Below are 26,688 nucleotides of genomic sequence, written 5' to 3' on the forward strand. Positions count from 1 at the left end.
CTAGTCATTTGTGCATTTTTTGGACCTATAAGGTAGTCCGTCGCGGCCGTAAAGTAACGCCTCAAATTGATCAGGGAGATACCCGTGGGCGAACAGGCAACCATCCGATACCTGCAAGAAGGTGCCGAACAGCAGGCGGCATTCGAGCTCATGCGCGAGCTGCGGCCGCACCTGGTTGACGCCGACGCGTTCGCTCAGCAAGTCAGGCGCCAAGCGCAGCAAGGCTACAGGCTGCTCGGGGCTTTTTATGGTAAGCAACTGCTGGGCCTGGCCGGTGTGCGGATCAGCGAAAACCTGCTCTATGGGCGCTTTACCTACGTCGACGATCTGGTCGTTGCCCCCGCAATGCGCGGCCTGCGCGTGGGCGCAGCCTTGCTCGATGCGGCACGCGCAGAGGGCCTGCGTTACGGCCATGCGTACCTGGTGCTGGATACCGGCTTGCATATGCCGTTGGCTCAGCGCTTCTACTATCGCGAGGGACTGCTGGCCAAAGGCATGCATTTCGTCCAGGCATTGCCCGCAGCCGAGGGGCAGCGCCATGGATAACCTGCTGCTGATCAATGCCAGCATGCGTGGCAGCGCCTCGATTGGCTTGCGCCTTGCCAGTGAAATGGTCGACTGTATCCGCCAACGGCACGCTCAGCTCAAGGTCACCCTGCGTGACCTGGCTGCAGCGCCACTGGCGCCGCTGAGCGCGGGTTACGCGACTGCACTGACCCGGCTGACGCCCGCACACGACCCGGTATTTACCCACTCCGAGGTACTGGTCAGCGAGTTGGAACGGTGTGAGGTACTGCTGATCGCAACCCCCATGCATAACTTCAGCGTACCGGCAGCACTCAAGCTATGGATCGATCATGTGCTGCGAATCCACCGCACCTTCATTGCCGGCCCTGACGGCAAGGTCGGCCTGCTGGGGGATCGGCCAGTCTACGTGATCGTCAGTTCAGGTGGTTTTCATCGGGGCGCGCGGGCCCGCCAGCCGGATTTTCTCAGCCCCTACCTGCGCCATGTGCTCGGTACACTGGGCCTGCAGGATGTGCACTTCGTCTACCTGGAGGGCCTGGCCATCAATGAGCAAGCGGTGCTTGCCGCCACTACTCAGGCCAGGCTTGTGCTTGCAGGTCACCCGTTGTTTGCCGAGTTGGCCGCGCCGGCCTGAACCCTGCTTGAGCAGCATCCTGTAACTCACAGGGCCTCAGTGCTGGGTTGGGCCTTCGCGCCGGCGCACCGTCATCAGCCATTGGCCGGCCTGCCAGGCGGTACCGACAGCGACCAGCCCGGCCACCGCCCGCCAGTCGCGGAAAAACAGCCGCAGGGCGTTGATCGTCGGCGGTGCGTCGGCACTGCGGATAAACAGCCGGATCCGTGATGGCCGGCTGTTCGGGTCGACCGCCGCAAGCTCGGCGACACTGGGGCTGAGCGATTCCTGAATAATCAGGTACTGGTTCTGGCGCTGCTCCACGCGGGCTTTCACCCCTTCTTTCTTCAGGCTGTCGAGCAGCCCGCGAGCCACTTCGGCGGCCTGCAGGTCGACGGTTGCGACGAACTTCTCCAGTTGCGTGGGCGAGACACCCTTGTCGCTGGTGAAAGCCAGCGGGCCGTCTTGGGTCAGGGCTTGGGATTTAACAGCTTCGTTCATGATCAGCTCCTTGCAGAAATGGCAAACCGCACCCCGGGTGGGCCGCGCATGCGCGCAGCACACCGAGGGCAAGGCTTAGGCGCGCTCGAGCAGTTCGCCGGTGCGTTCCAGCTGGATGGCACGCAGGCGATTGACCACCTCGTAAGACACCGAGGACACCTGCGAATAGGCAACGCTCAACTTGATATTGGCACCGTCCATCCGGGCGGTGACGGTGGCGCAGTTCAACCCGGACGGGAACACCAGTTTCTGTGGACCGACCACCACGTTGCTGCTGATCACTTCACCGAGCACCAGGTTATTGAACAGCCCGAAGTAATAGGTCGGAGTGACCTGGAACTGAGCTGAGCCGCCACCGACGACATTGCGTTTGTACACCGCCCCCTGGCCGCTCATGCCGATGCCCAGGTTGGCAAGCTGGTTGGAGGCGTTACGAATCAGAATCGAGTCAGGCAAGGTGGATCCGCTGGCCAGACGCAATTGTTGCACGTTGTTTTCGAACACGCAGTCCCACACCGAGCCCAGGCTGGCGCCCAGGGTCTGGCTGGCCTTGTACACGCCAATCCCGCCGTTCTGTTTGTAGTTGGCGATGGCGACGTTGTAGTCAACCTCCCATTCCACGCCACTTTCACCCATCTGCGGCACAGTGGTCTGCTTCCAGGAAACACTCTCCAATCCGACCGATCCTGGCAGTTCCTGATACACCCCCATGGTCCAGGTTTCACTGGTGTTGTTATTGAAGTCCACGTAGTAGTTGGGCATGACACTCTCCATTGTCGTGTTGTATGCGGGCAGGTCGTCTGCCACGCCAGGAGAGAACAGCAGCATCTGTGCCAAGCTTCTAATGGCCGTAAAATCAATAGCTTGGCTGTATGCAACAAAAGAGGGGTGGCCGTTTTCGTCCATTGCGTCCCCGTGGCCGGGGACGCAATCGACCACCTCAGCCCAGGCTCGCCTTGCTGTAGCACAAACGGCTCGGGCGCAAGCCCATGCGCACCAGCGAAAGCAGGAAACTGAAGCCGCACTGGTTGGGGTCCAGTACCGGTACATAGCAGCCCAGGTCCTGCTCAAGCAGGCGCGACAGCCGTTCGGCGACGCCCATGAAACCGGTGCAGCCCAGCAACAACGCCTGCGCACCATCCTCGCGGACGGCCGCCAAGCCCGCCTCCAGTGCCTTGACCAGCACCACATCGACATCGCTCAAGCGCGCTACCGGGCAGTCGATGGCGCGGATCGAGGCAAAGTTGTTGCTCTGGCCGTAGGCGGCCACATGACCTTGCTGCAGGGCCAGGGTGCTCTGCAGGATGGTGATGATCGAGAACCGCTGGCAGAGCCCCAGTGCGGTGAACGCCGAGGTGGGGAAGCCGCCAATGATCGGGATGTCGATGACTTCCCTGGCCGCCTCCACCCCGCACATGTCGAAGTCGCTGAGCCAGATGCCGTCGAAGCCTTCCTGCTCCAGGCGCTGGGCCAGCGCTACCACTGCCGGGGCATTTTCACTCAGGTTCAAGCGGTTTTCGATGCTGGGGCTGCCCTGGTCGAGGTTGAACACCTGTACGCTGACATCCGCCGGTACCACCGGGGCGATGCAGGCCATCAGGGCCGTGTTGTAGGCGCTGCTGTTGACCGGTGCGAGCATGGCGATTCGCAGGCTCATCAGCGGACCTCCTGCAATTGCCCGATGCTGCGGTACGGGCCGGGGTAGCCCAGGCTTGCCAGCAACTGCTCGAAGCTCCAGAGGATCAGCCCGCCAGGCACCCGCAACGGCGCCTCGGCCTGCCAGCCGAGCAGGCAGACAGGCCGCCCGCCGTAGTGCGCAGCGAGGCGGCCGTCATTGCCGACCAGGTCACCGTTGGAGGCCACCTGCGGGCCCGGGCCCGGGAAAAACCAGCTGATGCTGTCCGGGGCCATGGCCAGCGGTTGCGGTTGGTGTCTGTCCCACAACAATAAGGACTCGTTCTCGTAGCACAGGCGCAGGCTGGCATCGGCGCTTTGCAGGTCGATGGTGCCGACATCAAAGCCACCCATGGTGTTGGCCCCGGCGTGGTCGATACGCGCAGGCCCGCACAGCACCCGGGCCTGGATGCCGCAGCGCCTGGCAAGGAATGCCAGCAGTGCCTCGGTGCTGCCCAGCTCGCCGGCATGCAAGGCCCGGCCCAGGTCCAGGGCGCGGCTGAGGGTGGCGCGAATCGGCAATGCCCGGGGCAATTGCTCAGCGCTCATGACCCACAGCGCCAAGCCACCGAACTCGCCAAAGGCCGTCGAAGCGACGATCGGCCGCAGCATTTGCTCGGCGATCACACTGGCATCATCGTTGTAATCTGTAGCGTCAGTGGGTGGGGTTACGTTCAGTTCCACCTCAAGACCGTTGTGGCTGACCACGAAGGCCGGCCGCGGCGGTACCTGGACGGCGGCGAAGGTCAGCATCGGCAACGACGGCACTGCGCGTCCGGCACCGTCGGCATCGATCACCGCCAGGCCAAGCCGCGCAGCCGCCAGGCAGGCCACCAGAAAGCCCAGGGCACCGCTCTCGGGTGGCACCACATAAGCCAGCCTGCGGCCCTCGCTGGCCAGGCGCCGGGCAATACTCTGCAACGCCTGGACCGGCCCAAGGGGGTAGCGGCAACCGGCGATGGCTTCCGGCGCCCCCATGTAGGCCAGTACGGCAGCGTCCCCCTCCCGCGCCTCCTCCACGCTGACCACTGTGACCCGGTTGGTGGGATAAAAATCACCGACCTTGAAGTACTCCAGCAAGTGCAAGGCCGAGGTGCGCGTGCCGCCACCACCACTACCGAAAAAGCAGCCACCATCGATCAACGCACGCATATCCTTGTGTTCCAGCTCGAAAGCCATGGTCTTGCTCCTGGTGTTGTCTATGGGTGAATCGCCGTAGAGGTTTCAGCGCCGCAGCCGTGCCAGCCAGTCACTGGCTTGCTGCGCCGGGGGGGAGCCGCAATCCGCCTCGATGCCGCGCAAGGCCCGCTCCAGGACCAGGGCGGCCTGTTCCGGGCGACCGTCGCGCTGCAACAGGCGGGTCAGTTCGAGGCCGGTGCGCAGGCGCGCCGGTACGCTGCCGAGGGTCAGGGTGGTGGACAATGCGTTGCGCAAAGTGCTTTCGGCCTCATCCTGCTCGCCGGCAGCCAGCAAGGCACGGCCCTTGAGCAGCATCAGCTCGCACAGGTAGGCACGCTCCTGATGGTCCTGGGCAAGGTCCAGGGCGTTGTTTGCCAGCGCCAGTGCTTCACGTACCCGTCCGGCCAGCAGCAACACTTCTGCGCGCTTCCAGGCCTGGAACGCATGGAACAGCTGACCGCCGTTGCGCAGGACATGATGCTGATAGCCATCGGCGATGGCGCGCTCGCCTTCATCGTAGAGGCCTTCCAAGCCTTGGTGATAACCGCGCAGGATCTGCCCGACGCCCTGATAGAACGAGAACTCGTGACGCGCCGACAACTGCTCCAGCTCCCGCGCCAGGGTGCCCAGGGCTGGCTGCAAGCCCAGCACCGCCGCCAACCAGGCCGCGCCCTGCAAGGCCACGGCGCGGTTGAAGGCGTTGGCATCGGTCTGCCCGGCACGGGCCGTGAGTTGGGCCTGAGCATGGCGGGCTTGAGCGAAGCGGCCCAACTCGAAGGCCGACAGCCCCTCGAAGGTGATTGCCAGGCCAATCAGGTCCAGGCCCTGGGTCTGGGGCCAGTCCGGCTGGTATTCGCTGAGCAGCTCACCGCGGTTCAGGCAGGCCAGGCTTTCCTCGAAATCGCCCAGCCAGAACAACGTGTTGGCCATGGCCACATGGGCCTCGATGCGCAAGGCACCAAGGCCGGCCTGTTGCGCCCGCTGCAGCATGTCCTGGGCGGTAGCCCGTGCCTTGCCCAACTCCAGGCCCATCAACTGGGTGGTCCAGACACCGAACTGCACCGACGACAGCTCGTCTGAAGTGCCCTGTTCCGCCGCCAGGGCCAAGGCGCTACGGTAGCTGGCCTGGCTGGTAGCGCTGAGCCAGCCCTCGATGCTGCGAAAACTCACACCCAGCAAGCGGTGCAATTCGAACTGCAGGCGCCACAGGTCTTTGCAGTCGAAGACGTCACCTGCCACTTGCAAGCCTTTCTGCAATACCGGCAAGGCGCCACGGAAGTCGGCGTCTTCGATCAGCAGGCGGCCCTGGGCAAGGTAGCGCTCTACCGCCTGGCGCTTGTCTGCGCGCAATTTCTGGCGCCGCTCGATGACCTTGCGGTTGACCCCAAGCAACTGCGCGGCCGCGCTTTTATTACCCTTGCAACGCTGCAACGCATGTTCCACCAGCAGGTTCTCGGCGGCGGCCAGCTTGTCGTTGCCTTCCAGTTGCAGCAGTGCCTCGGCGAGGTTTGCCCATTTCTGCGGCGAGTGCTGCACAGGTTCGAGAAAGGCCTGCAGTGCGGCACAGTCGATCTCGGGGCTCTGGGCCAGGGCGCCGATACGATCGATGAGGTTACGCAGCTCGCGCACATTGCCAGGCCAGTCCCGTTGGCACAGCAGCGCCGTCGCCCTGGCGTCGAACGTCAGCGGGCGTGGCTGCAGGCTGCAGAAGTACTGGATCAGGCCGGGGATGTCTTCGCGCCGGGCGTCCAGGCTCGGCAGCTCAAGCTCGAACACGGCAAGGCGGTAGTAGAGGTCTTCGCGAAAGCGCTCCTCATGCACCAACGCCTTGAGGTCACGGTGGGTGGCGGCGATCACGCGCCCGGCGAAGTGGCGGTTTTCGCTACTGCCCAGCGGACGGTACTGGCGGGTTTCAAGCACACGCAACAACTTCGGTTGCAGGACCAGTGGCAGCTCGCCCACTTCATCGAGAAACAGCGTGCCCGCACCGGCCATCTGCAAGTGCCCTGCCCGCTCGCCAACGGCCCCGGTGAATGCCCCTCGCGCATGACCGAACAGCTCCGCTTCGAGCAGATACTCGGGGATCGCCCCGCAATTGAGGTCGATGAACGGCTTGCCTGGCGCACTCAGGCGATGCAGTCGCTGGGCGATGACTTCCTTGCCAGCCCCGGTGGGGCCACAGATCAGCACCGGCCGGTCGCTTGCAGCTACCCGCTCCATCAGTGCATGTAAAGCCTGCATGGCCGGCGACGGCCCCATCACGCCGTTGGCTTCGGCGCCCTGCTCCCTGCTGGATGCCCCCATCGGAATCCTTCCTGAAGTGGTATTGGCAGGGATAGAGGTATAGCAGAAGCGCAATGGCAGGTAGCCATTAGGCTTGGGGATTTAGACGTGCGGTGCGGCCACTGCCGTGGCGTGGCGCCGCACCCACAAGGGCTTTACTGCCCGGCGCCAAACGCGTCCTGCAGCAGGATCGCCCGGGCCAACGCTTCATCGCTGGCGTTGAGGTCCGGGTTCTGCGCGCGAATGCTCTGCAGCATCGACTCCAGATACACCCCGCGGATTGCACCGCCACTGGCGATGAACGACGACGCGTCGTCACGTGCCGGGATGATCCGTTTGTCATCCTTGAACGTTGAATACAGCGAAGCGGAAATCCCCGCCGAGGTGGCAACATCACCCGCGTCGACACGGGCCAGGGCCGAGCCGAAGGGCAGACAGAGCACAAGCGAGGAAACGAACAGTAAACGGCGCATGATGGTGCCTCCGGATAACGTGTACCTACCTCAACTAGGATTGCCGCAAGTAGCCTTGAGTTCCCTGGCCTGGTGCCCCGGTAAAAAAATTCACCATGGGCCTCAGTGATAGGCGTCGCCGACTTTCACCTTGCCGCGGAACACGTGGTAGCTCCAGAAGGTGTAAACCAGGATCACCGGGATGATGAACAGCGCGCCGATCAGGGCAAACAGCTGGCTGGACGGCGGCGAAGCGGCCTGCCAGAGGCTGACGCCGGGTGGCACGATGTTCGGCCAGATGCTGATTGCCAGGCCCAGGTAACCAAGAAACACCAGGGCCACGACGCCAATGAACGGCAGGTGCGAGTGACGTTTGCGCAGGGTCTTCTGGATCACCACCACTGCACCGACGGCCAGCACGGCAATCAGCAGCGAGCGCATCCAGTGGCTGCCGGCCAGCCAACGCTGGGCGATATCGGCGTGCAGCCACGCCGTCCAGGCGCAGATCAGCACAATCACCAACGCCAGCAGGTAAGTCAGCGGCCGGCTGTAATGGCGCATGCGCGACTCGAGCATGCCCTCGGTCTTGATCAGCAGCCAGGTGCTGCCGAGCAAGGCGTAGGTCAGCAGCAAGCCGACGCCGCACAGCAGCGGGAACGGCGCCAGCCAGTCCAGGGCGCCGCCAGCGAACTGGCGGTCGACCACCGGGATGCCGCCGATATAGGTGCCGATCGCCACCCCTTGAAAAAAGGTGGCAACGATCGAGCCGCCAATGAACGCCTTGTCCCACAGGTGACGCTTGTGCGCCTGGGCCTTGAAGCGGAACTCGAAGGCCACGCCGCGAAAGATCAGCCCGGCCAGCACCAGCACCAACGGCAGGTACAGCGCTTCGAGTATTACCGCATAGGCCAGCGGAAAGGCGCCGTACAACGCCGCGCCGCCGAGTATCAGCCAAGTTTCGTTGCCATCCCACACCGGGGCCACGGTGTTCATCATCACGTCACGCTCGCGGGAATCCTCAATGAGCGCAAAGAGGATGCCCAGGCCCAGGTCGAAGCCATCCATGATCACGTACATCATCAGCCCGAAGGCGATGATCACGCCCCAGATGATCGACAGGTCAATGCCTTGAATTGCCATGTTGAAACCCTCTCTCAATCAGCCGCAGACAGCGGTCTGCGCGCGGTGGCATCAACGGTGTGCAGCGCATCGGCGGCGTTCGGCCCCTTGCGCACCAGGCGCATCATGTAGCCGATGCCGACAGTGAACACCGAGAAGTAAATGACCACGAACAACGCCAGGGTCACGCTCATCTGCACGGCGCCGTGGTTGGAGGCCGCCTGGGTGGTGCGCAACAACCCGTACACCACCCAGGGCTGGCGGCCGATTTCAGTGGTGAACCAGCCGGCCAGCAAGGCGATCAGCCCGGACGGCCCCATCAACAAGGCCAGCCACAAGAAGACCCTGTTGCGGTACAGCGCGCCGTTGCGGCGCAGCACCAGGGCAGCCACGGCGCACAGCAGCATCAACATGCCGAGCCCGGCCATGACCCGGAAGCTCCAGAAGATGATCGTCGAGTTGGGCCGGTCTTCCTTGGCAAAGCTCTTGAGCGCCGGGATCTGCTTGTCCAGGCTGTGAGTCAGGATCAGGCTGCCCAGGTACGGCACTTCGAGGCTGTAACGGGTGGTTTCGGCCTGCATGTCCGGCAGGCCGAACAGCACCAGCGGCGACGGCTCGCCGGGGGTGTTGTCCCAGTGGCCCTCAATGGCGGCGATTTTCGCCGGCTGGTGCTCCAGGGTGTTCAGGCCATGGGCATCGCCAACGGCAATCTGCACCGGCGTGGCCACCAGGATCATCCACATCGCCATCGACAGCATCGTGCGGATTTGCGGCGTGTTGTTGCCCCGCAGCAAGTGCCAGGCCGCCGAGGCACCGACGAAGAACGCGGTGGAGAGGAACGCCGCCAGCGCCATGTGCATCAGCCGGTAGGGGAACGACGGGTTGAAGACGATCTTGAACCAGTCCACCGGTGCCACGCGGCCGTCGATGATCTCGATGCCTTGCGGGGTCTGCATCCAGCTGTTGGACGAGAGAATCCAGAACATCGAGATCAGCGTGCCGATCGCCACCATGATCGTCGCAAAAAAGTGCAGGCGCCGCCCTACCCGGTCCCAGCCAAACAGCATCACGCCGAGAAAGCCCGCTTCGAGGAAGAATGCGGTGAGCACCTCGTAGGTGAGCAAGGGCCCGGTGATGCTCCCGGCAAAGTCGGAGAACCTCGCCCAGTTGGTGCCGAATTCATAGGCCATGACCAGGCCGGAGACTACGCCCATGCCGAAGTTGACCGCGAACAGCTTGGACCAGAAGTGATAGAGGTCCTTGTAGACCTGGTTATGGGTTTCCAGCCAGCAACCTTCGAGCACCGCCAGAAAGCTGGCCAGGCCGATGGTGATCGCCGGAAAGATGATGTGGAACGAGACCGTGAAGGCGAACTGAATCCGCGCCAGATCCAACGCATCCAGATTGAACATGACAGTATCCCGAGAAAGCGCCGGCCCACCTGCAACCGCCAGCGAATGGCGGCTGCAGGGTCCGGGTTTCAGTCAGTGAGTGGAAATCGAGTAAGGCGTCAGACGTGCGCTGAAGGAATCAGGTTGTCGGCGCTGGCTTTCTCGAGTTTGATCGCGATGAACTTCGAGGTCGGGGTGAAGGTGCGGTCGCCGTAGCTTTCCAGCGGTACCAGGGGGTTGGTCTCCGGATAGTAGGCCGCTGCCTGCCCTGGCGGGATGTCGTAGGCGACCAGGACAAAACCGCTGACCCGGCGTTCGCGGCCGTCTTCCCAGAGCGACACCAGGTCGACCTTGTCATTGGGCTTGAAGCCCAGGCGCTGGATGTCCTGCTCGTTGACGAAGACTACGTCACGCAGGCCGAACACCCCTCGGTAGCGGTCGTCGAGGCCGTACAGGGTGGTGTTGTACTGGTCGTGGGAGCGCAGGGTCTGCAGAATCAGGTCCGGCGTGTCGCCACGGGCCAGGACCTCTTCGTTGACCAGTTGCGCCGGCAATACGCTGGGGGTGAACTGCGCCTTGCCGCTTTGCGTGTGCCATTCGCGCAGCGCCGCGGTGTTGCCCAGGTGGAAGCCGCCGGGGTGCTGCAGGCGCGCGTTGAAGTCGGCAAAGCCGGGGATGACGTCGGCAATCAGGTCGCGGATGCGGCTGTAGTCGGCAACGGTCCACTCCCAGTCGATCGGTCGGTCACCGAGGGTCGCCTTGGCGATACCGGCGACGATCGACGGCTCCGAGCGCAGCAGCGGCGAACAGGGTTTGAGCTGGCCGTGGGAGATATGCACCATGCTGAAGGTGTCTTCGACGGTGATGCCTTGCGGCCCTTCGACCTGCACGTCGATTTCGGTACGGCCCAGGCACGGCAGGATCAGTGCATCGCGGCCAGTCACCAGGTGCGAGCGGTTGAGCTTGGTGGCGATGTGCGCGGTCAGTTCGCAGTTGCGCAGGGCGGCGTGGGTGCGCGGGGTATCCGGGGTGGCCTGGGCGAAGTTGCCGCCCAGGGCGATGAACACCTTGGCGCGCTGTTCTTCCATGGCCTGGATCGCCAGCACCGCATTGTGCCCGTGCAGGCGCGGGGCCTTGAAGGCGAAACGCGCTTCCAGGGCATCGAGCAGGCGTGCCGGTGGCTGCTCGTCGATGCCCATGGTGCGGTCACCTTGCACGTTGCTGTGGCCGCGCACCGGCGACAGCCCGGCGCCAGGCTTGCCGACGTTGCCGCGCAGCAACTGCAGGTTGATGATCTCCTGCACGGTCGGCACCGAATGACGGTGCTGGGTCACGCCCATGGCCCAGCACATGATCACCCGCTCGGCGCGGCGGTACATGCGTGCGGCCAGCTCCAACTCGGCCAGGTTCAGGCCCGACTGCTCGACGATGTGCGCCCAACGGGTGGCATCGACTTCGGCCAGGTAGGCGTCGAGCCCCGAGGTGTGCTCGGCGATGAAGGCATGGTCGAACACCGCGGGCTCGCCCTTGGCCTGGGCTTCGCGTTCCCATTGCAGCAGATACTTGGCGATGCCGCGCATCACCGCCATATCGCCGCCCAGGGCCGGGCGGAAGTACGCGGTGTTGGTCGGTTCCGAGCCGTTGCTGAGCATCTCGAACGGGTGCTGCGGGTGCTGGAAACGCTCCAGGCCACGCTCCTTGAGCGGGTTCAGGCAGATCACCTGGGCACCGCGTTTGACCGCCTCGCGCAGCGGTTCGAGCATGCGCGGGTGGTTGGTGCCAGGGTTCTGGCCGATGACGAAGATTGCGTCGGCGTGCTCCAGGTCGTCGAACACCACGGTGCCCTTGCCGACTCCGAGGGTTTCCGTCATGCCGACACCGCTGGCCTCGTGGCACATGTTCGAGCAGTCCGGGAAGTTGTTGGTACCATAGGCGCGGACGAACAACTGGTAGAGAAACGCCGCTTCGTTGCTGGCCCGGCCCGAGGTGTAGAACTCGGCCTGATCGGGGGATTCGAGCCCGTTCAGATGCTTGGCGATCAGGGCAAAAGCGTCTTCCCAGCTGGTTTCGACGTAGTGATCGGTGGCGGCGTCGTAGCGCATCGGGTGGGTCAGGCGGCCCTGGTACTCAAGCCAGTAGTCGCTTTGCCGGGCCAGCTCAGTGACGCTGTAGCGGGCAAAGAAATCCGGATCGACCAGGCGCCCGGTGGACTCCCAGTTGACCGCCTTGGCGCCGTTCTCGCAGAACTTGACCATGCCGCTTTCCGGCGACTCGCCCCAGGCACAGCCGGGGCAGTCGAAACCGCCGTTCTGGTTGGTCTTGAGCATCACCCGCAGGTTCTTGAAGGCGTTTTCACTGCCCAGCCAACTCTTGGTCACGCTTTTCAGCGCGCCCCAACCGGCGGCGGGGGCGTCATAGTTTTTTATATGTTCATCTTGGCTCATCAGGGCTTCCTCGCTTGGCACGCAGGGCATCTTTAACGTGTCGCCAACGCACAACGTGTTAATGACATCGTGGTTAATGACGAACTTCGTTTTCTCCCTTTTGAGCCTATTGAGCGTGGACTTTTGCGTCTAATCAAAAGAACTGACGGACTGATCAAAACCCTCTATCAGCGCGCCGAAAGCCCCTGGATACGGGGCTCTCAAGCCGCCGATAGATGAACCTTATCGTTTGGTCATTATTAGTGATTTGACCCACTTGCCCAGGCTATTTACCCTCGATAAACAGCAAAGATTTATTCCGCAAACAGCAACACTGCCGCGATATAAGAGGCCCTGCCCATCATGAGTGCAACCGGCAAACAACTGGTCGACGGCTACAGTCGTAAAATCGATTACCTGCGCATGTCGGTGACCGATCGCTGCGATTTTCGCTGCGTCTATTGCATGGCCGAAGACATGCAGTTCCTGCCGCGCCAGCGCATCCTCACCCTTGAGGAGCTGTACCAGGTCGCCGAACGCTTCGTCGCCATGGGCACGCGCAAGATCCGCCTGACCGGTGGCGAGCCGTTGGTGCGCGCCGGCATCGTCGGCCTGTGCGCACGCATTGCCGCCCTGCCCGGCCTGCGCGAGTTGTGCATGACCAGCAACGGCTCGCAGCTCACGCGCCTGGCCCAGCCGCTGTTCGATGCCGGCCTGTCGCGCCTGAACATCAGCCTCGACAGCCTCGATGCCCAGCGCTTCAAGGCCTTGACCCGCACCGGCGACCTGGCCCAGGTGATCGCCGGCATCGATGCCGCCCATGCCGCAGGCTTTCGCCGGACCAAGCTCAACTGCGTGGTGCTCAAGGGCCGTAACGATGATGAAGTGGTCGACCTGGTGCGCTTTGCCATCGACCGTCAACTGGACATTTCCTTTATCGAAGAAATGCCCCTGGGCGTGATCAACGAACACCAGCGCAGCGAGTCCTATTGCTCCAGCGACGAAGTGCGTGCGCGTATCGCCGAGCACTTCACCTTGCTCGAGTCGGCCGAATCGACCCAGGGTCCATCGCGTTACTGGCGCCTGGCCGAAGCCCCGGAGATCCGCATCGGCTTCATCTCGCCCCACAGCCACAATTTCTGCGGCACCTGCAACCGCGTACGCCTGACCGTCGAAGGGCGGCTGTTGCTGTGCCTGGGCAATGAACACTCCGCGGACCTCAAGCAGGTCCTGCGTGCCCACCCGGGCGATACCGAACGCCTGGACAAGGCCATCCGCCAGGCCATGACCCTCAAGCCTTACAGCCACACCTTCGATATCAACGGTGAGGTGCAGATCCTGCGCTTCATGAACATGACTGGCGGCTAGACTCCGATGATCGTCCATCCCAAACCCAACCTGCTCAACGTCCTGGTGTCCCTCAAAGGCTCGATTGCCAAGCGTATTGCCCGGCGCAGCGTGATGGTCACCGCCCTGGCGTCACTGATCGTGCTGGTGGAGAACCTGCACCCGGCGTTCTTCGCCAAGGTCAACGCCACCCCCTTTACCTTGCTGGGTATTTCCCTGTCGATTTTCATGAGCTTTCGCAACAACGCCTGCTACGACCGCTGGTGGGAGGGGCGCAAGGCCTGGGGCGAGATAATCATCGAGGTGCGCTCGTTCATTCGCGAAAGCGTGGTGATTGCCGACCGCCAGACCCGCGATGGATTGCTGCTGGCGCTGTGTGGTTATGCCCATGCGCTCAATGCCAGGTTGCGTGGCGAAGATGAGCTGCACGCCGCGCGGCCCTGGGTTGCAGACGCGGGAGACCTGCCGCTGCACAACATCAGCGACGGCATCCTCCAGGGCATCGGCAGGACCTGCTCGCAACTGGCCGAGCAACAGCAGATCAGCGAGTGGCGCTACGTCAACCTCGAGCAGCGCCTGCGCGGCTTGTCGCAAGCGCAGGCGGTGTGCGAGCGGATCAAGACCACGCCGCTGCCCTTCCCTTACACCTTGCTGCTGCACCGCACCATCTACATCTTTTGCATCCTGTTGCCATTCGCCATGGCCGAGCCGCTGGGTTGGCTGGCACCGATCTTCACCTTGATCGTCAGCTACACCTTCTTTGGCCTGGATGCGATCAGCGACGAGCTGGAAGACCCGTTCGGCCGCGACGAGAACGACCTGCCCACCGATGCCATGGTGCGTACGCTGGAGCGCGAGCTGCTGGGTGCAACCGGGCGCAAGGACCTGCCGCCGCCGCTGTTGCCGGTGGATTTTGTCTTGAGCTGAAGCGCCCCATCGCGGGGCAAGCCCGCTCCTACAGAATCAGTGCAAGACCTGTGGGAGTGGTGCCCCGCGATCAGTTCACTGACGCGATTCGCACAGCGTGCCAGGCTTGAGGTGGGCGACGAAGTTGCAAGGGCGATGGCGGGCGTCCAGCTGTTCGGCGAGGATGCCTTCCCAGGCGGTGCGGCATGCGCCGGTGGAGCCCGGCAGGCAGCACACCAGGGTGCCGTTGGCAAGGCCGGCCAGGGCGCGGGTCTGTACGGTGGAGGTGCCGATGTCCAGGATCGACAAGGCGCGGAACAGCTCGCCAAAACCGTCGATGTGCTTGTCGAACAAACAGGCCACCGCCTCCGGGGTACTGTCGCGCCCGGTAAAACCGGTACCACCGGTAATCAGCACCACCTGCACGTCATCCTCGGCAATCCAGCCCGCCACCTGGGCGCGAATCTTGTACAGGTCATCCTTGAGCAACACCCGCGCAACCAGGCGATGGCCCATCTCCACCGCGCGGCTGGCGAGCAGCTCGCCGGAGGTGTCGGTGTCGAAGCTGCGGGTGTCACTGACGGTCAGTACGGCGATATTCAACGGCACGAACGCCGCATCCAGTTTGATACTCATGCAAAGCCCCTTGGCAGCAGACAGGAAGTTGCGAGCAACGCTAGAGGCAAACACCAACAGCGTCCAATCGATAGATCCGACCGGCTTATCGAGTTGATCTATCGTCTATGCACAGCGCCGCTGATCAAGCGCCTCTATCACCCGGTCACTAATGCTCATTGGACGGCCCAGACCCTTTTGCTTTACCGTTTTGCCACCCGCCCCCACTGACTTGCCAGGCTGTGCCATGGATATCAAACAACTGAAGTTTCTCCTCGCCCTGGACCAGACCCGCCACTTCGGCCAGGCCGCAGCACTGTGCCACATCACCCAGCCGACACTGTCGATGCGCTTGCGCAACCTGGAGGACGAACTGAACCTTGTACTGGTGACCCGAGGCCAGCGCTTTGAAGGCTTTACCGAGGCTGGCGAGCGCATCCTGGCCTGGGCCCGTACCCTGCTGGCCGCTTATGACGGCCTGCAGGCCGAAGCGGCCAGCTGCCGTGGGCAGATCGTCGGCAGCCTGCGCCTGGGCATGGTGCCGCTGTCGAGCTTCAACCCCATGCAGTTTCTCCAGCCCCTGGCCCAGCGCTATCCGGAGCTGCAGTTTCAGCTGTCGTCCTTGAGCTCGGAGCAGATCACCGATGGCCTGAGCCGCAACCAGCTGGACCTGGGCATCTGCTACCTGGACCAGATCAACAGTACCTACTTCGAGGTGATCGAGCTGGGCACCACGCGCATGGGTCTGCTGTATGACGTGCGCCATTTTCAGTTCGAGCAGGCTGAACTGCCCTGGGAAGCGGTCAGCGAAGTGCCCCTGGGGCTGTTGAGCAAGGGTATGCACTATCGCCAGTCGGTCGACCTGAGCTTTCGCAGCCGCGGCCTGCAGCCCCATGCGGTGCTGGAAAGCGACTCCAGTTATCAGCTGATCCAGGCGGCCTGCGCCGGCATGTGCTGCGCGATCATGCCGCTGGATTACGGCCTGGAAGGCTTGAGCGAGCACCTGCGCATCGTGCCGATCAGTGCTGCCAGTGTGCACGCACCGATCGGCTTGCTGCTGCGCCGAACCGAACCGCGTTCGGCGATTGCCGAGAAGTGCTTTGCCGAGGTTCAATCACTGCTCAGCAGCGAATTGAAACCGGCGTAATCTTCGGCTGCCTGCCTACCGGTCAAAACCAGCAGACTAGCCGACCAGCGGCGCTTATGGCGTGACCTGATAACCCTTGCCCTGCAGGCAACTGGTGTAGGCCGAGGCACTGCTCGATGCAGTGCTGCGCCGGTCCTGACGACGCTCCTGACGCTGGCGCGCGCCACCCACCACAGCCCCGGCAGCAGCGGTCTCCTGCGCGCGGTTCTGCCGGTAGTCCTGCTTGACGTCATCGTCGACCCGGTCGTAGAGCTCGTCATGCTGACGGCCCCGCACCTCGGCGCCCGCCGCGCCGGCCGCGGCACCGACGGCAGCGCCGCGCACCCGGCCACCGACATGCGCCTCGGTGGTGGCCGAACTGGCCGCAATGTTATGGCAATCGTTGATATCGATCTGTACCTGCTCGGCGCTCTGGCCCTTGATCGGCACCACGGTCTCGGCCCAGCCCTGGGCACACACAGCCGACAAAGCCAGGCACAGGCCAACGGATGGCAACCTGTTCATGATGGACTCCGGGGTAGCGGGCAGTAGAAACAGTGTAGCCGCCTTGCGGGAGCGGCGGCGCGGCGCGAGGAGTGGCCCGGCACCCAGGAGTACATTTGTACTCCGGCGCATCAACCGTCTACCCCGCGACGACAGGCAGCGCCTGCTCTTCGGGGATTTTGACGAAAACACTGTACTTGCCGCCCTCCATCTCTTCGAAGGCAGTCAGCTTTTCCACCAGCGCCTCGCTCAGCACTTTGCCGGCATTGAGCAGGAGCATGCCGTTATCCGCATTGAGATTGCGCGCCAGGACCATGCCGCCGGCCAGCTCTCGGGTGGTCATGACCTTGACCGACGGGTCGGCCAGGGTCACGTCACTGAGGAACTCGGCGCAGACCTTGACGAAATCCTCCACCAGCCCCGGGTCGTAGAGCTTGCCGGCGTATTTGCGGATGTACACCAGCGCTTCGTCGCTGTTCATGTGCCGCTCGAGGATCAAGCCGCGTTGCAGCTCGATGAAATCCACCGCCAGTTTCAACCAGCGCGCCCCCACTGGAATCGCTTCGCCCCTGAGGCGTGCGGGGAAGCCACTGCCATCCCAGCGCTCCTGATGGTGGAGGATGATTCGCGCCGCTTCCTTCATCGGTTCCAGGGTCATCACCAGCGATTCGCTGTGTTTCGGGTAGGCCCGGTACAGGTCACGCTCGGCGTGCGGCAGCAGGTCTGCCGGGCAGGTCAGCATGCTGTCGTTCCAGCTCATCTTGCCAATGTTGTACAACGCCGCCGCCATGCTCAGGTCGCGGCTGCGACTTTCGTCCAGGCCGTGGCGGCGGCAGTACACGCGGATCAGTTCGATGACCTGGCGGTTGGTCTGCTTGGCCTTGGGCAGGCGCAGGTTGGCCAGCAGCGAAAACACTTCAGTGCCGGTGACATAGCTGCGCTTGAGCTCTTCGTAGGCCAGGTCGAGCATGTCGGCGGTTTGCTGCAGCTCTGCAGTCCGCGCCGCGACGCGCTGTTCGAGGCTGGCGTTGAGCGCCTTGAGTTGCTGGTTTTGCGCCTGGGTCAGCTGCTCCAGGCGCCACCGTTCGCTTTCCGAGTGCTGGTAGGCCAGGGCCTGGCGCAGGGTCACCAGGAGTTCTTCATCGTTCCAGGGTTTGCTGATGTAGCGGTGGATCCGGCCGTCGTTGATCGCCTTGGCGATGGTATCCATGTCGGCATAACCGGTCAGCAAGATCCGCAAGGTCGCGGGAAAGCGCTGGTGGATGTGCGCCAGCAAGGTGGCGCCGTCCATGTTGGGCATGCGTGCATCGCTGATCACCAGGCTGACCGGGCGCTGTTCAAGCACTTCAAGGGCCTGGGCGCCGCTTTCGGCCAGCAACAGCTCGTAAGGCTGACTGCGCAGCAGGCGGCGCAAGCTGTTGAGAATCGAGGCTTCGTCGTCGACCAGCAGCACGCTGGGTCTATCCGCTAGGGGTTCTTCCATGATGCCGTCCTTGTACCGTGGGCAAGCGCAACAACGCCTCAGCACAGGCTAGATGACATTTGCCGAAACGGTCGACCTTTGTGTCCGGGCTCGCGCGCCGGCATTTGCCTGACTATGCTGGCCCTGAAGGCATTCATAAGCATTGCTACCAGGGAGGGTTGCCCGATGCACGTCTACTTGCCGGTTACGCGCGCCGTCGGAGCGTTGCGATGAGCCAGCCATTGACCGACATCAATCGCAGGATCCTGATCGTCGACGATACGCCGTCAATTCATGAGGACTTTCGCAAGATCCTCGGCGGCGGCTCCAGCGCCTTCGATGCACTGGGGGAAACCGAATACGCCCTGTTCGGCGCCACGCCGACGGCGCCGGCCCAGCCCTTCGTCCTCGACTCAGCCTTCCAGGGTGAGCAGGCGCTGGCCAAGGTCGAGGCGGCCCTGGACGCCCAGGCGCCTTATGCCATGGCCTTCATCGATATGCGCATGCCGCCTGGCTGGGACGGGCTGCAGACCATCGCACGGCTCTGGCAAGTCGATCCCAAATTGCAAGTCGCACTCTGCACCGCCTATTCCGACTATTCCTGGGAAGACATCGCCGGCCAGCTTGATCTGGGCGACCGCCTGCTGATCCTGAAAAAGCCTTTCGATGCCATCGAGATCCGGCAGATGGCCAGCACCCTCACGGTCAAATGGCAGATGACCGAACAGGCTGAACTCAAGACCGAACGCTTGGAGCAGGCGGTGGAAGCGCGCACCCGGGAGCTGGCCGATGCCAACATCATCGTGCAGAACAGTCCGACCATTCTTTACCGGCTCAGGGGCGAGCCGCCATTCGCCCTGATGTACATCTCGCACAACATCACCAAGTTCGGTCACTCGGCAACCCAGCTGGTCGGCAGTGCGGATTGGGCCAGCACCCTGGTGCATGCCGATGACCTGGGCAAGCTCGACGAGGCCATGGTGCGGGTACTGGACCGTGATGCTGCCGCAGCCTCCATCGAGTTTCGCCTGCGCACCGCCGATGGCGGCCTGCGCTGGGTCGAGAACCGCTACATCCCGGTACGCAACGCCCAGGGCCAACTGGTGGAAATCGAGGGCATCATCCTCGACATCACCGAGCGCCGCCTGGCCGAAGAGAACCTCGCCCTGATGGCCCGCACTGACGGCCTCACCGGCCTTGCCAACCGGGCCACACTGATTGAGCGCCTGCACCAGGCGTTTGCCGCCGCCAGACGAGGGGCAGCGCCATTTGCGATGTTCTACCTGGACCTGGACCATTTCAAACGGATCAACGACACCCTGGGCCATCCGATCGGTGACCTGTTACTGCAGGAAGCGGCACGACGCATCAGCGCCTGCACCCGCGAGAACGATGTGGTTGCCCGCCTCGGTGGCGACGAGTTCGCCATTGTGCAACTGGACGTGGACGAGCCGACCCACTGCGCCGCCCTGGCCGGCAAGGTCCGCGATGCCCTCGCCCAGCCCTACCAGCTGGACAACAATGCCGTGCGCCTGTCGACCAGCATCGGCATCAGCCTGTACAGCCACCAGTGCCTGAGCGCCGATAGCTTGCTGGCACAAGCGGACATGGCCTTGTACCGGGCCAAGGAAAAAGGCCGCAACCAGTTCCAGTTCCATAGCGAAGAGATCACCCGCGAAGTCACCGAGCGGGTCACCCTGGCCAACGACCTGAAACAGGCGCTGGAGCGCGATGAACTGCAGTTGCAGTTCCTGCCGGAGGTCGACCTGAGTAATGGCAAGGTGCTCGGTATGGCCGCCCGGGTGCGCTGGCTGCACCCCGAGCGCGGCTGGCTGGCCCCCGAGGTGTTCATGCCGGCAGCCGAAAAAACCGGCGTCAGCATTGCCCTTGGCCATTGGCTGCTGGACCAGGCGTGTCGGCAGATGCGCCAGTGGCATGACCTGGGTATCGCGCCACCGTTGATTGCCTTGAAGGTCTCGTTGACCCAGCTCAAGTCTGGCGCCGACCTGATCTACGACGTATTGCGCACCACCGCTCGCTGGAGCCTCTGCCCCTGGGAGTTGCGCTTTGACGTCACCGAGGCGACCTTGGCGCAAACCAAATGGACCCACAACGATATTCTCCCCCGGCTTTGCGAACTGGGGGTGACGATCGCCATCGACAATTTTGGCAGCGAGTATTCCTCGTTCGACTACCTCAAGACTTACCGGGTCAACCATCTCAAGCTGGCGCCGCAATTGCTCGACAGTGCCAGCAACGACCCTGATTGCGCGCAGACGTTACGCGCCATCATCAACTTTGCCCGTGACGTCGGCATCGGCATCATCACCGACCGGCAAGCCTTGCCGCAGGTGCCTGATGGCCTCGGTAGCGAGCCTGCCCAACCGCTCGGCCATACCTTGAGCCAGTGCCTCGACAGCGCCCAGGCACTGGCGCTGCTGAAACTCGACAGCGCGCAACTGATGCAGGTAAAGCGATGAACCCGCTCAGCCAACCGGCCAACCGGCGAATCCTGATCATTGACGATACCCCGGCAATCCATCAGGACTTTCGCAAGATCCTCAGCCCCGAACCGATGGGCGTTGATTCGCTGGAAGATACCACGGCGCTGCTGTTCGGCTCACCTGCCCGGCAACGCCTGAGCTTCGAACTCGATTCCGCTTACCAGGGCGAAGAAGCGCTGAAGCTGGTCACCCGCGCACGCGCGCAAGGCCGGCCCTACGCCATGGCATTCGCCGATATGCGCATGCCGCCCGGCTGGGATGGCTTGCAAACCGTCAAGGCCTTGTGGAAGGCCGACCCGCACCTGCAGATTGCGCTGTGCACCGCCTTCTCGGACTACTCCTGGGACGAGCTGGCCGAGCACATCGAGTTCGGCGACCAGTTGCTGATTCTGAAAAAGCCCTTCGACAGCCTGGAAATCCGCCAGATGGCCAATGCCCTGAGCTGGAAGTGGCAACTGGCCCAGGACGCCACGCGCAAGCTGCATGATCTGCAGCGCACCGTCGAGGAGCGGGTGCAGGAGCTGTTGCAGGTGTCCCGCCTGCTGCACTACGACGCGCTTACCGGTCTGCCCAACAGCACCCTGCTCGGCGACCGCCTGACCCAGCATCTGTTGCAGGCGCGTCGTCACGAGCGCAAGGCCGCGGTGATGTTCCTCGGCATGGACCGTTTCAAGCGAATCAACAACGCCCTTGGCCATCCGGTCGGCGATGAAGTACTCAAGCAGGTCGCTGCCCGGCTGACCAGCAGCGTACGCGAATCGGACTCGGTGTTCCGCTACGGCGCCGATGAATTCGTGGTCATCCTCAGCGACATCGTGCATCCGCAGCAGCCCCAGGGTGTTGCCGAAAAGCTCCTGGCCTCGATCAGCCTGCCCCATGCCCTGGCGGGCCATGACCTGACGGTGACCGCGAGCATGGGTATCAGCCTTTATCCCGATGACGGCAGCGACCCGGTGATGCTGATCAAGAAAGCCGAGACCGCGATGCGCAACGTCAAGGACAACGGCCCCAACGATTTCAACTTTTTCATCGACGACATGAACCTGCGCGCCCGCCGCCAGCAGTCACTGGAAAGCGGCCTGCGCCTGGCCCTCAAGCGCGATGAGTTTGTTCTGCATTATCAACCCAAGGTGGACTTGCGTCGCGGCACCATCGTCGGTGCCGAGGCGCTGATACGCTGGCAACGCCCTGGCCACGGCTGGGTGTACCCCGACGATTTCATTCCGGTGGCCGAAGACTGCGGCCTGATCATTGCCCTCAGCCAGTGGGTGCTACGCCGGGCCTGTGCCCAGGCACGCGCATGGCAAGCGCAAGCCATGGCGCCACTGAGTGTTTCCGTGAACGTCTCGGCCATCGACTTTCGCCAGCCCGGCTTTGTCGACAACCTCGCCGAGGTCCTCAACGACAGCGGCCTCGAGCCAGCGCTGCTCGAGCTGGAAATCACCGAAAGCGTGTTGATGCACAACGTCGATGCCACGGTCGTCACCCTGCAGGCGATCAAGCAACTGGGGGTGCGCCTGGCCATCGATGACTTTGGTACCGGTTACTCCAGCCTCAGCTACCTGCAGAAATTTCCCGTCGATGTGTTGAAGATCGACAAGTCCTTTGTCCGCGAGATGGGCAGCGACAACAACGATGCGCGGCTGGTCAGCAGCATCATCAGCCTGGGCAAGAACCTGAACCTGAACGTTATCGCCGAAGGGATCGAAACCGCCGAGCAACTGCGGCTTCTTAAAGCCCAGGACTGCGAGCAAGGCCAGGGCTACCTCTTCAGCAAACCGCTCGACCCTGTAGCGTTTTCCCGCTTGCTGCTCACCGCCGGACAGCGCATCGAACCCCACGACTGAGAGCATATGGATGGCACACTTGCTCCCCTTGCTGGTATTGGCAACAACCCTTGGCAGCAGCGCCACGAGCCTGGCACAAAGCGTTGGCGGCCCACTCATGCCACTGCCGGTGCTACCGCAGGTGGCCGCCGAACGAGTCGAGTTGGGCCGCAAGCTGTTCTTCGATCCCCGTTTGTCGAGCAACAACGACTTGTCCTGCGCCAGTTGCCATCAACTCGACCACGGCGGCGCCGACCGTTTGCCGCACTCGCTCGGCGTCGATGGCAAACCCTTGCCGGTCAACACGCCCAGCGTGTTCAACGCCGCGCTGAATTTTCGCCAGTTCTGGGATGGCCGCGCGCAAACCCTGGAGCAGCAAGCGCACCTGGTGGTGCAAAGCCCGACTGAAATGGGCAGCGACTGGACGACAGTGGTGCAACGCATTGCCGCCGACCCGCAGTACCGCAGCAGCTTTGCCCAGGCCTACAGCGATGGCGTCAGCGAGCACAGCATCCAGAATGCCCTGGCCACCTTCCAGCGCACCTTGCTGACCCCCGGCTCGCGCTTCGACCGCTACCTGCAAGGCAACACCGAGATCCTCACAACCGAAGAAAAATACGGTTATCAGCGCTTTCAGGAGTACGGCTGCATCGCCTGCCACCAAGGGGTGAACATCGGCGGCAACATGTTCCAGAAGTTCGGTGTGCTGGGTGACTACTTCAAAGACCGCGGCAACCCGACCGAGGCAGACCTGGGCCGCTACAACGTCACTGGCGAGGAGGACGACCGGCATGTGTTCAAAGTGCCCAGCCTGCGCAATGTCGCGGTCACCGCACCGTACTTTCATGACGGCTCGGCGGCGACCCTGGAAGCGGCAGTCGATGTCATGTTCCGCTACCAGCTCGGGCGCACGCCAAGCGCCGAAGACAAGGCGCTGATTGTCCAGTTCCTCAAGACCCTGACCGGTGAATGGGAGGGCAAGCCATTATGAAACTGACCCACCGACGCGGTTTGCTCCTGCTGGGCGTCAGTGCGGCGCTGCTGGCCTCGGTCCTGGTGTACCTGTACTTCATGTCCAAGGCCGACGAAACACAAAACTACGCCCAGGCGCGCGACCTTGTCCGGCAGATCAAGCAGTACAACTCCCAATGGGAAAACGAGATCCTCAAGGCGCGCATCACCATCAGCCACAACTATGATCCGCTGGTGTCGCCGCTGGTGGAGATGACGCGCTTGTGGCAAGCGTTCGAGACCGCAGAGGCCCTGCATGGCCAAAGCGACACACCCGCCTGGCGCACAGCCCATGCCGATTACCGGGATGCGCTGGCGCAGAAGTCCCGGCTGGTGGAGCAGTTCAAGTCGCATAACGCCGTGCTGCGCAATTCCCTGGCCTTCTTGCCGACCGCCGAAGATGGTATCCAGGCCCAGCTGGGGCAGCTTGCCGATGCCGACAAACTGCGCCTGCACAACATCGCCACCGACACCTACGACCTGATGCTCAGCAGCCTCGAATTCGCCCAGATGACCACCGACGACAAGGCCGCCGACATACTGGTCGGGCTGAACAAGCTGGCCATCAACAAAGACCGCCTGCCCATCGAGTTCCACGCCCCCATCGACATCCTCAGCAACCACATCGCCTTGATCCTTCGCGAGCAACCCAGGGTCAACCAGTTGCTTGAACAGATCGAGGCGGTGCCGGTGGCGGTACGCCTGGACGACATCACCTTGATGCTCGATCGCGACGAGCGCGCCGTGGCCCTGGTCGACCAGCAGTACCATTTCTACCTGCTGGTGTTCTCCACCCTGCTGGTCCTGCTGCTGATCTACATGGCCATACGCCTGATGCGCAGCTTTAGCGAAATCAACCGGGTCAACCGCGCCCTGCTCAGTGCCAACGACGAGCTTGAGCAACGGGTCGAGGAGCGCACCCGCCAGCTCAAGGACACCCAGAGCGAACTGCTCGATACCGCACGCCAGGCCGGCATGGCGGAAATCGCCACCAACGTTCTGCATAACGTCGGCAACGTGCTCAACAGCGTGAATATTTCCGCCGACCTGGTGACCCGAAAGCTGCGCACCAGCAAGGCCCTGGGCCTGGGCAAGGCCATGCAGCTGATCAATGAGCACCCCGACGACCTGGGGCGTTTCCTCAGTGAAGACGCCAAAGGCAAAATGCTCCCTGGCTACCTCAACCAGCTGGTCGAGGCGATCAGCCTTGAACAGAAGGAAATGGCCGACGAGCTGACCCAGTTGAGCAAGAGCGTCGATCACATCAAGGACATCGTCGCCACCCAGCAATCCTATGCCGGGGCCAGCACGTTGCTGGAGCCGCTGGAGGTCAGCACATTGCTCGAAGACGCCCTGCGCATGAACGCCGGCGCCCTCACCCGCCACCACGTCACGGTGCTCAAGGAATACGACGAGGTGCCGCGGATCATGGGGGACAAACACCGCCTGCTGCTGATTCTGATCAACCTGATCAGCAACGCCAAGTACGCCATGTCGGACGTGTGCAACCACGCCCGCAACATGACCCTGGGGGTAAAACGGCTCGATGACGACACGCTGCAGATCAGCGTCACCGACGAAGGTGAAGGCATCGCCCCGGAAAACATCACGCGGATCTTTGCCCACGGTTTTACCACCCGTAAGGAAGGCCACGGCTTCGGCTTGCACAGCTGCGCCCTGGCCGCGGTGGAAATGAACGGCCATCTGCTTGCCTACAGCGACGGGCCTGGCAAGGGTGCGCGCTTCGTCCTGCAAATCCCGTTGATAATCGCCGAAGGTGAATCATGTCCGAGCCCTGCAACCGGCGCATCCTGCTGATCGATGACACGCCGGCTATCCATGACGATTTTCGCAAGATCCTGGCGCCACAATCCGCCGTCAACGCCGACCTCGATGCCCTGGAAAGCGCCCTGTTCGGCGAAACGCCCAAGGCCGCCGCCACCGTGTTCGAACTCGATTCGGCCTACGGCGGCGAGGAAGGCCTGGGCAAACTGCTCGAGGCAGCGAACCGTCAGCGCCCCTACGCCCTGGCCTTCGTCGACATGCGCATGCCCGATGGCTGGGATGGCGCGCAGACCATTGAAGCGCTGTGGCAGCACGACCCGTTGCTGCAGGTGGTGGTGTGCACGGCCTACTCGGACTATTCCTGGGATGAACTGCTCGACCGTCTGAACGGCCATGACCGCCTGCTGATCCTGAAGAAGCCGTTCGACAACATCGAAGTCTTGCAGATGGCCAACACCCTCACCACCAAATGGGAAATGACCGCCCGTGCCCAGTTGCAGATGAACGAACTGGAACAGCGCGTCGAGCAGCGCACCCTGGCCCTGACCCAGGCCAGCGCCGCCCTGCAGCGCGAGATCGACGAGCGCAAGCTGCTGGAAAGCCAGCTGGTGCAATCGGAAAAGCTCGCGTCGCTGGGCCAGTTGGCTGCAGGAGTCGCCCATGAGGTCAACAACCCGATCGGCTTCGTCTCGTCCAATCTAGGTGCACTGGACGAGTATTTCAGCCGCTTGCAGGGCATGCTCAAGGCCTACCGCGAGGCGGAAACGGCCATCGACCCGACAACACTCAGCGCGGACCTGGCAGAACTGCGCACCGAGATCGAACTGGACTACATCCTCGATGACATCCCGCTGCTGATCCGCGAGTCCAAGGACGGTATCAGCCGAGTCGGACGAATCGTCAAAGACCTCAAGGACTTCTCCAGGGTGGACTCGAACCATGACTGGCAATGGGCCAATCTGCAGCAGGGGATCGACTCGACCCTGAACATCGTTGCCAGCGAATTGAAGTACAAGGCCGATGTGATCAAAGACTATGGGGTAATGCCGGAGGTCGAGTGCCTGCCCTCGCAAATCAACCAGGTGATCATGAACCTGGTGGTCAACGCCGCCCAGGCCATAGGCCCGGAGCGCGGCACCATCACCTTGCGTACCGGCTGCGATGGCGAGCAGGTGTGGATCGAAGTGGCCGACACCGGCAGTGGCATTGCCGCCGACAGCCTGCAAAAGATCTTCGACCCTTTCTACACCACCAAACCTGTGGGCCAGGGGACGGGGCTGGGCCTGTCGTTGTCGTACGGGATCATCAAGCGCCATCGAGGGGAAATCCGCGTGCACAGCGAGCTCGGTGCCGGCACTACATTCAGGATCGAGCTGCCAATACGTCAGGCGCGGGCGGCCTAGTTCTGCAGCACTGGCCTCATCGCGGGTCAAGCCCGC

22 protein-coding genes are annotated in these 26,688 nt (G+C 63.0%); 10 read left to right on the forward strand and 12 right to left on the reverse strand.

The genetic code is table 11. The annotated features are described in order from the left end of the window. The first annotated feature begins 84 nt into the window (after positions 1-84). The gene (locus tag UW3_RS0100275; RefSeq protein WP_010220119.1) at positions 85-546 is read left to right on the forward strand and encodes a GNAT family N-acetyltransferase; all 462 of its coding nucleotides are present in this window, start codon (positions 85-87) and stop codon (positions 544-546) included. Then, positions 539-1,162, forward strand: coding sequence for an FMN-dependent NADH-azoreductase (locus UW3_RS0100280; protein WP_010220120.1), 624 nt, complete (start codon positions 539-541; stop codon positions 1,160-1,162). Before UW3_RS0100275 ends, UW3_RS0100280 begins: the two co-directional genes overlap by 8 nt. A gap of 36 nt (positions 1,163-1,198) precedes the next feature. On the opposite strand, the gene UW3_RS0100285 is transcribed toward UW3_RS0100280, so the two are convergent. The 9 genes from UW3_RS0100285 to UW3_RS0100325 all read right to left on the reverse strand — a co-directional run bounded on the left by UW3_RS0100285 (position 1,199) and on the right by UW3_RS0100325 (position 12,184). Beyond that, a complete protein-coding gene (locus UW3_RS0100285; protein ID WP_010220121.1) occupies positions 1,199-1,642 on the reverse strand; it encodes a hypothetical protein in 444 nt (147 codons plus the stop codon). A gap of 75 nt (positions 1,643-1,717) precedes the next feature. Beyond that, positions 1,718-2,404 carry a hypothetical protein gene (locus UW3_RS0100290; RefSeq protein WP_010220122.1) on the reverse strand — a complete coding sequence of 229 codons (687 nt, stop codon included), beginning with the start codon at positions 2,402-2,404 and terminating at the stop codon, positions 1,718-1,720. A gap of 178 nt (positions 2,405-2,582) precedes the next feature. Further along, a complete protein-coding gene (locus UW3_RS0100295) occupies positions 2,583-3,299 on the reverse strand; it encodes an aspartate/glutamate racemase family protein (protein ID WP_010220123.1) in 717 nt (238 codons plus the stop codon). Further along, a complete protein-coding gene (locus tag UW3_RS0100300) occupies positions 3,299-4,495 on the reverse strand; it encodes an S-methyl thiohydantoin desulfurase domain-containing protein (RefSeq protein ID WP_010220124.1) in 1,197 nt (398 codons plus the stop codon). Before UW3_RS0100300 ends, UW3_RS0100295 begins: the two co-directional genes overlap by 1 nt. Before the next feature lie 45 nt (positions 4,496-4,540). After that, complete coding sequence (locus UW3_RS0100305; RefSeq protein ID WP_010220125.1) at positions 4,541-6,799, reverse strand: sigma-54-dependent Fis family transcriptional regulator; 2,259 nt, start codon at positions 6,797-6,799, stop codon at positions 4,541-4,543. 134 nt (positions 6,800-6,933) lie between these two features. Beyond that, positions 6,934-7,251 carry a DUF2388 domain-containing protein gene (locus tag UW3_RS0100310; RefSeq protein WP_010220126.1) on the reverse strand — a complete coding sequence of 106 codons (318 nt, stop codon included), beginning with the start codon at positions 7,249-7,251 and terminating at the stop codon, positions 6,934-6,936. Between the two features lie 102 nt (positions 7,252-7,353). After that, a complete protein-coding gene (cydB, locus tag UW3_RS0100315; RefSeq protein WP_010220128.1) occupies positions 7,354-8,370 on the reverse strand; it encodes a cytochrome d ubiquinol oxidase subunit II in 1,017 nt (338 codons plus the stop codon). Positions 8,371-8,384: 14 nt separating this feature from the next. Continuing rightward, positions 8,385-9,761 carry a cytochrome ubiquinol oxidase subunit I gene (locus UW3_RS0100320; RefSeq protein WP_010220129.1) on the reverse strand — a complete coding sequence of 459 codons (1,377 nt, stop codon included), beginning with the start codon at positions 9,759-9,761 and terminating at the stop codon, positions 8,385-8,387. Positions 9,762-9,859: 98 nt separating this feature from the next. Continuing rightward, complete coding sequence (locus UW3_RS0100325; RefSeq protein WP_010220130.1) at positions 9,860-12,184, reverse strand: FdhF/YdeP family oxidoreductase; 2,325 nt, start codon at positions 12,182-12,184, stop codon at positions 9,860-9,862. 342 nt (positions 12,185-12,526) lie between these two features. Here UW3_RS0100325 and moaA point away from each other — a divergent pair, with 342 nt between their 5' ends. Further along, positions 12,527-13,531, forward strand: a complete 1,005-nt coding sequence (moaA, locus tag UW3_RS0100330) for a GTP 3',8-cyclase MoaA (RefSeq protein ID WP_010220131.1) — start codon at positions 12,527-12,529, stop codon at positions 13,529-13,531. A gap of 6 nt (positions 13,532-13,537) precedes the next feature. Then, positions 13,538-14,437: a bestrophin family protein gene (locus UW3_RS0100335; RefSeq protein WP_010220132.1), complete on the forward strand. Its 900-nt coding sequence runs from the start codon at positions 13,538-13,540 to the stop codon at positions 14,435-14,437. A 75-nt stretch (positions 14,438-14,512) separates the two neighbouring features. On the opposite strand, the gene moaB is transcribed toward UW3_RS0100335, so the two are convergent. Further along, on the reverse strand, positions 14,513-15,052 hold the full coding sequence (gene moaB, locus UW3_RS0100340; protein WP_010220133.1) for a molybdenum cofactor biosynthesis protein B: 540 nt from the start codon (positions 15,050-15,052) through the stop codon (positions 14,513-14,515). Positions 15,053-15,278: 226 nt separating this feature from the next. Between moaB and UW3_RS0100345 the strand changes: the two genes are divergently transcribed. Further along, the gene (locus UW3_RS0100345) at positions 15,279-16,178 is read left to right on the forward strand and encodes a LysR family transcriptional regulator (protein WP_010220134.1); all 900 of its coding nucleotides are present in this window, start codon (positions 15,279-15,281) and stop codon (positions 16,176-16,178) included. Positions 16,179-16,232: 54 nt separating this feature from the next. Here UW3_RS0100345 and UW3_RS0100350 read toward each other — a convergent pair whose 3' ends face one another. Then, positions 16,233-16,682: a YMGG-like glycine zipper-containing protein gene (locus UW3_RS0100350; RefSeq protein ID WP_010220135.1), complete on the reverse strand. Its 450-nt coding sequence runs from the start codon at positions 16,680-16,682 to the stop codon at positions 16,233-16,235. A gap of 118 nt (positions 16,683-16,800) precedes the next feature. Then, on the reverse strand, positions 16,801-18,144 hold the full coding sequence (gene nosR / locus UW3_RS0100355) for a response regulator c-di-GMP phosphodiesterase, NosR family (protein ID WP_026001129.1): 1,344 nt from the start codon (positions 18,142-18,144) through the stop codon (positions 16,801-16,803). 209 nt (positions 18,145-18,353) lie between these two features. On the opposite strand from nosR, the gene UW3_RS26335 reads away from it, so the two are divergent. The 5 genes from UW3_RS26335 to UW3_RS0100380 are packed head-to-tail and all read left to right on the forward strand — an operon-like array spanning position 18,354 to position 26,652. Beyond that, complete coding sequence (locus UW3_RS26335) at positions 18,354-20,603, forward strand: GGDEF/EAL domain-containing response regulator (protein WP_010220138.1); 2,250 nt, start codon at positions 18,354-18,356, stop codon at positions 20,601-20,603. Continuing rightward, positions 20,600-22,474 (forward strand): putative bifunctional diguanylate cyclase/phosphodiesterase, encoded by a 1,875-nt coding sequence (locus UW3_RS0100365; protein WP_010220139.1) that lies wholly within the window; start codon positions 20,600-20,602, stop codon positions 22,472-22,474. Before UW3_RS26335 ends, UW3_RS0100365 begins: the two co-directional genes overlap by 4 nt. A gap of 10 nt (positions 22,475-22,484) precedes the next feature. Next, the gene (locus UW3_RS0100370) at positions 22,485-23,444 is read left to right on the forward strand and encodes a cytochrome-c peroxidase (RefSeq protein WP_026001130.1); all 960 of its coding nucleotides are present in this window, start codon (positions 22,485-22,487) and stop codon (positions 23,442-23,444) included. After that, the gene (locus UW3_RS0100375; RefSeq protein ID WP_010220141.1) at positions 23,441-25,282 is read left to right on the forward strand and encodes a DAHL domain-containing protein; all 1,842 of its coding nucleotides are present in this window, start codon (positions 23,441-23,443) and stop codon (positions 25,280-25,282) included. Before UW3_RS0100370 ends, UW3_RS0100375 begins: the two co-directional genes overlap by 4 nt. Then, on the forward strand, positions 25,249-26,652 hold the full coding sequence (locus UW3_RS0100380; protein WP_010220142.1) for an ATP-binding protein: 1,404 nt from the start codon (positions 25,249-25,251) through the stop codon (positions 26,650-26,652). Before UW3_RS0100375 ends, UW3_RS0100380 begins: the two co-directional genes overlap by 34 nt. Positions 26,653-26,688: the final 36 nt, after the last annotated feature.

The sequence above is a fragment of the Pseudomonas donghuensis genome (assembly GCF_000259195.1).
Taxonomy (GTDB): domain Bacteria; phylum Pseudomonadota; class Gammaproteobacteria; order Pseudomonadales; family Pseudomonadaceae; genus Aquipseudomonas; species Aquipseudomonas donghuensis.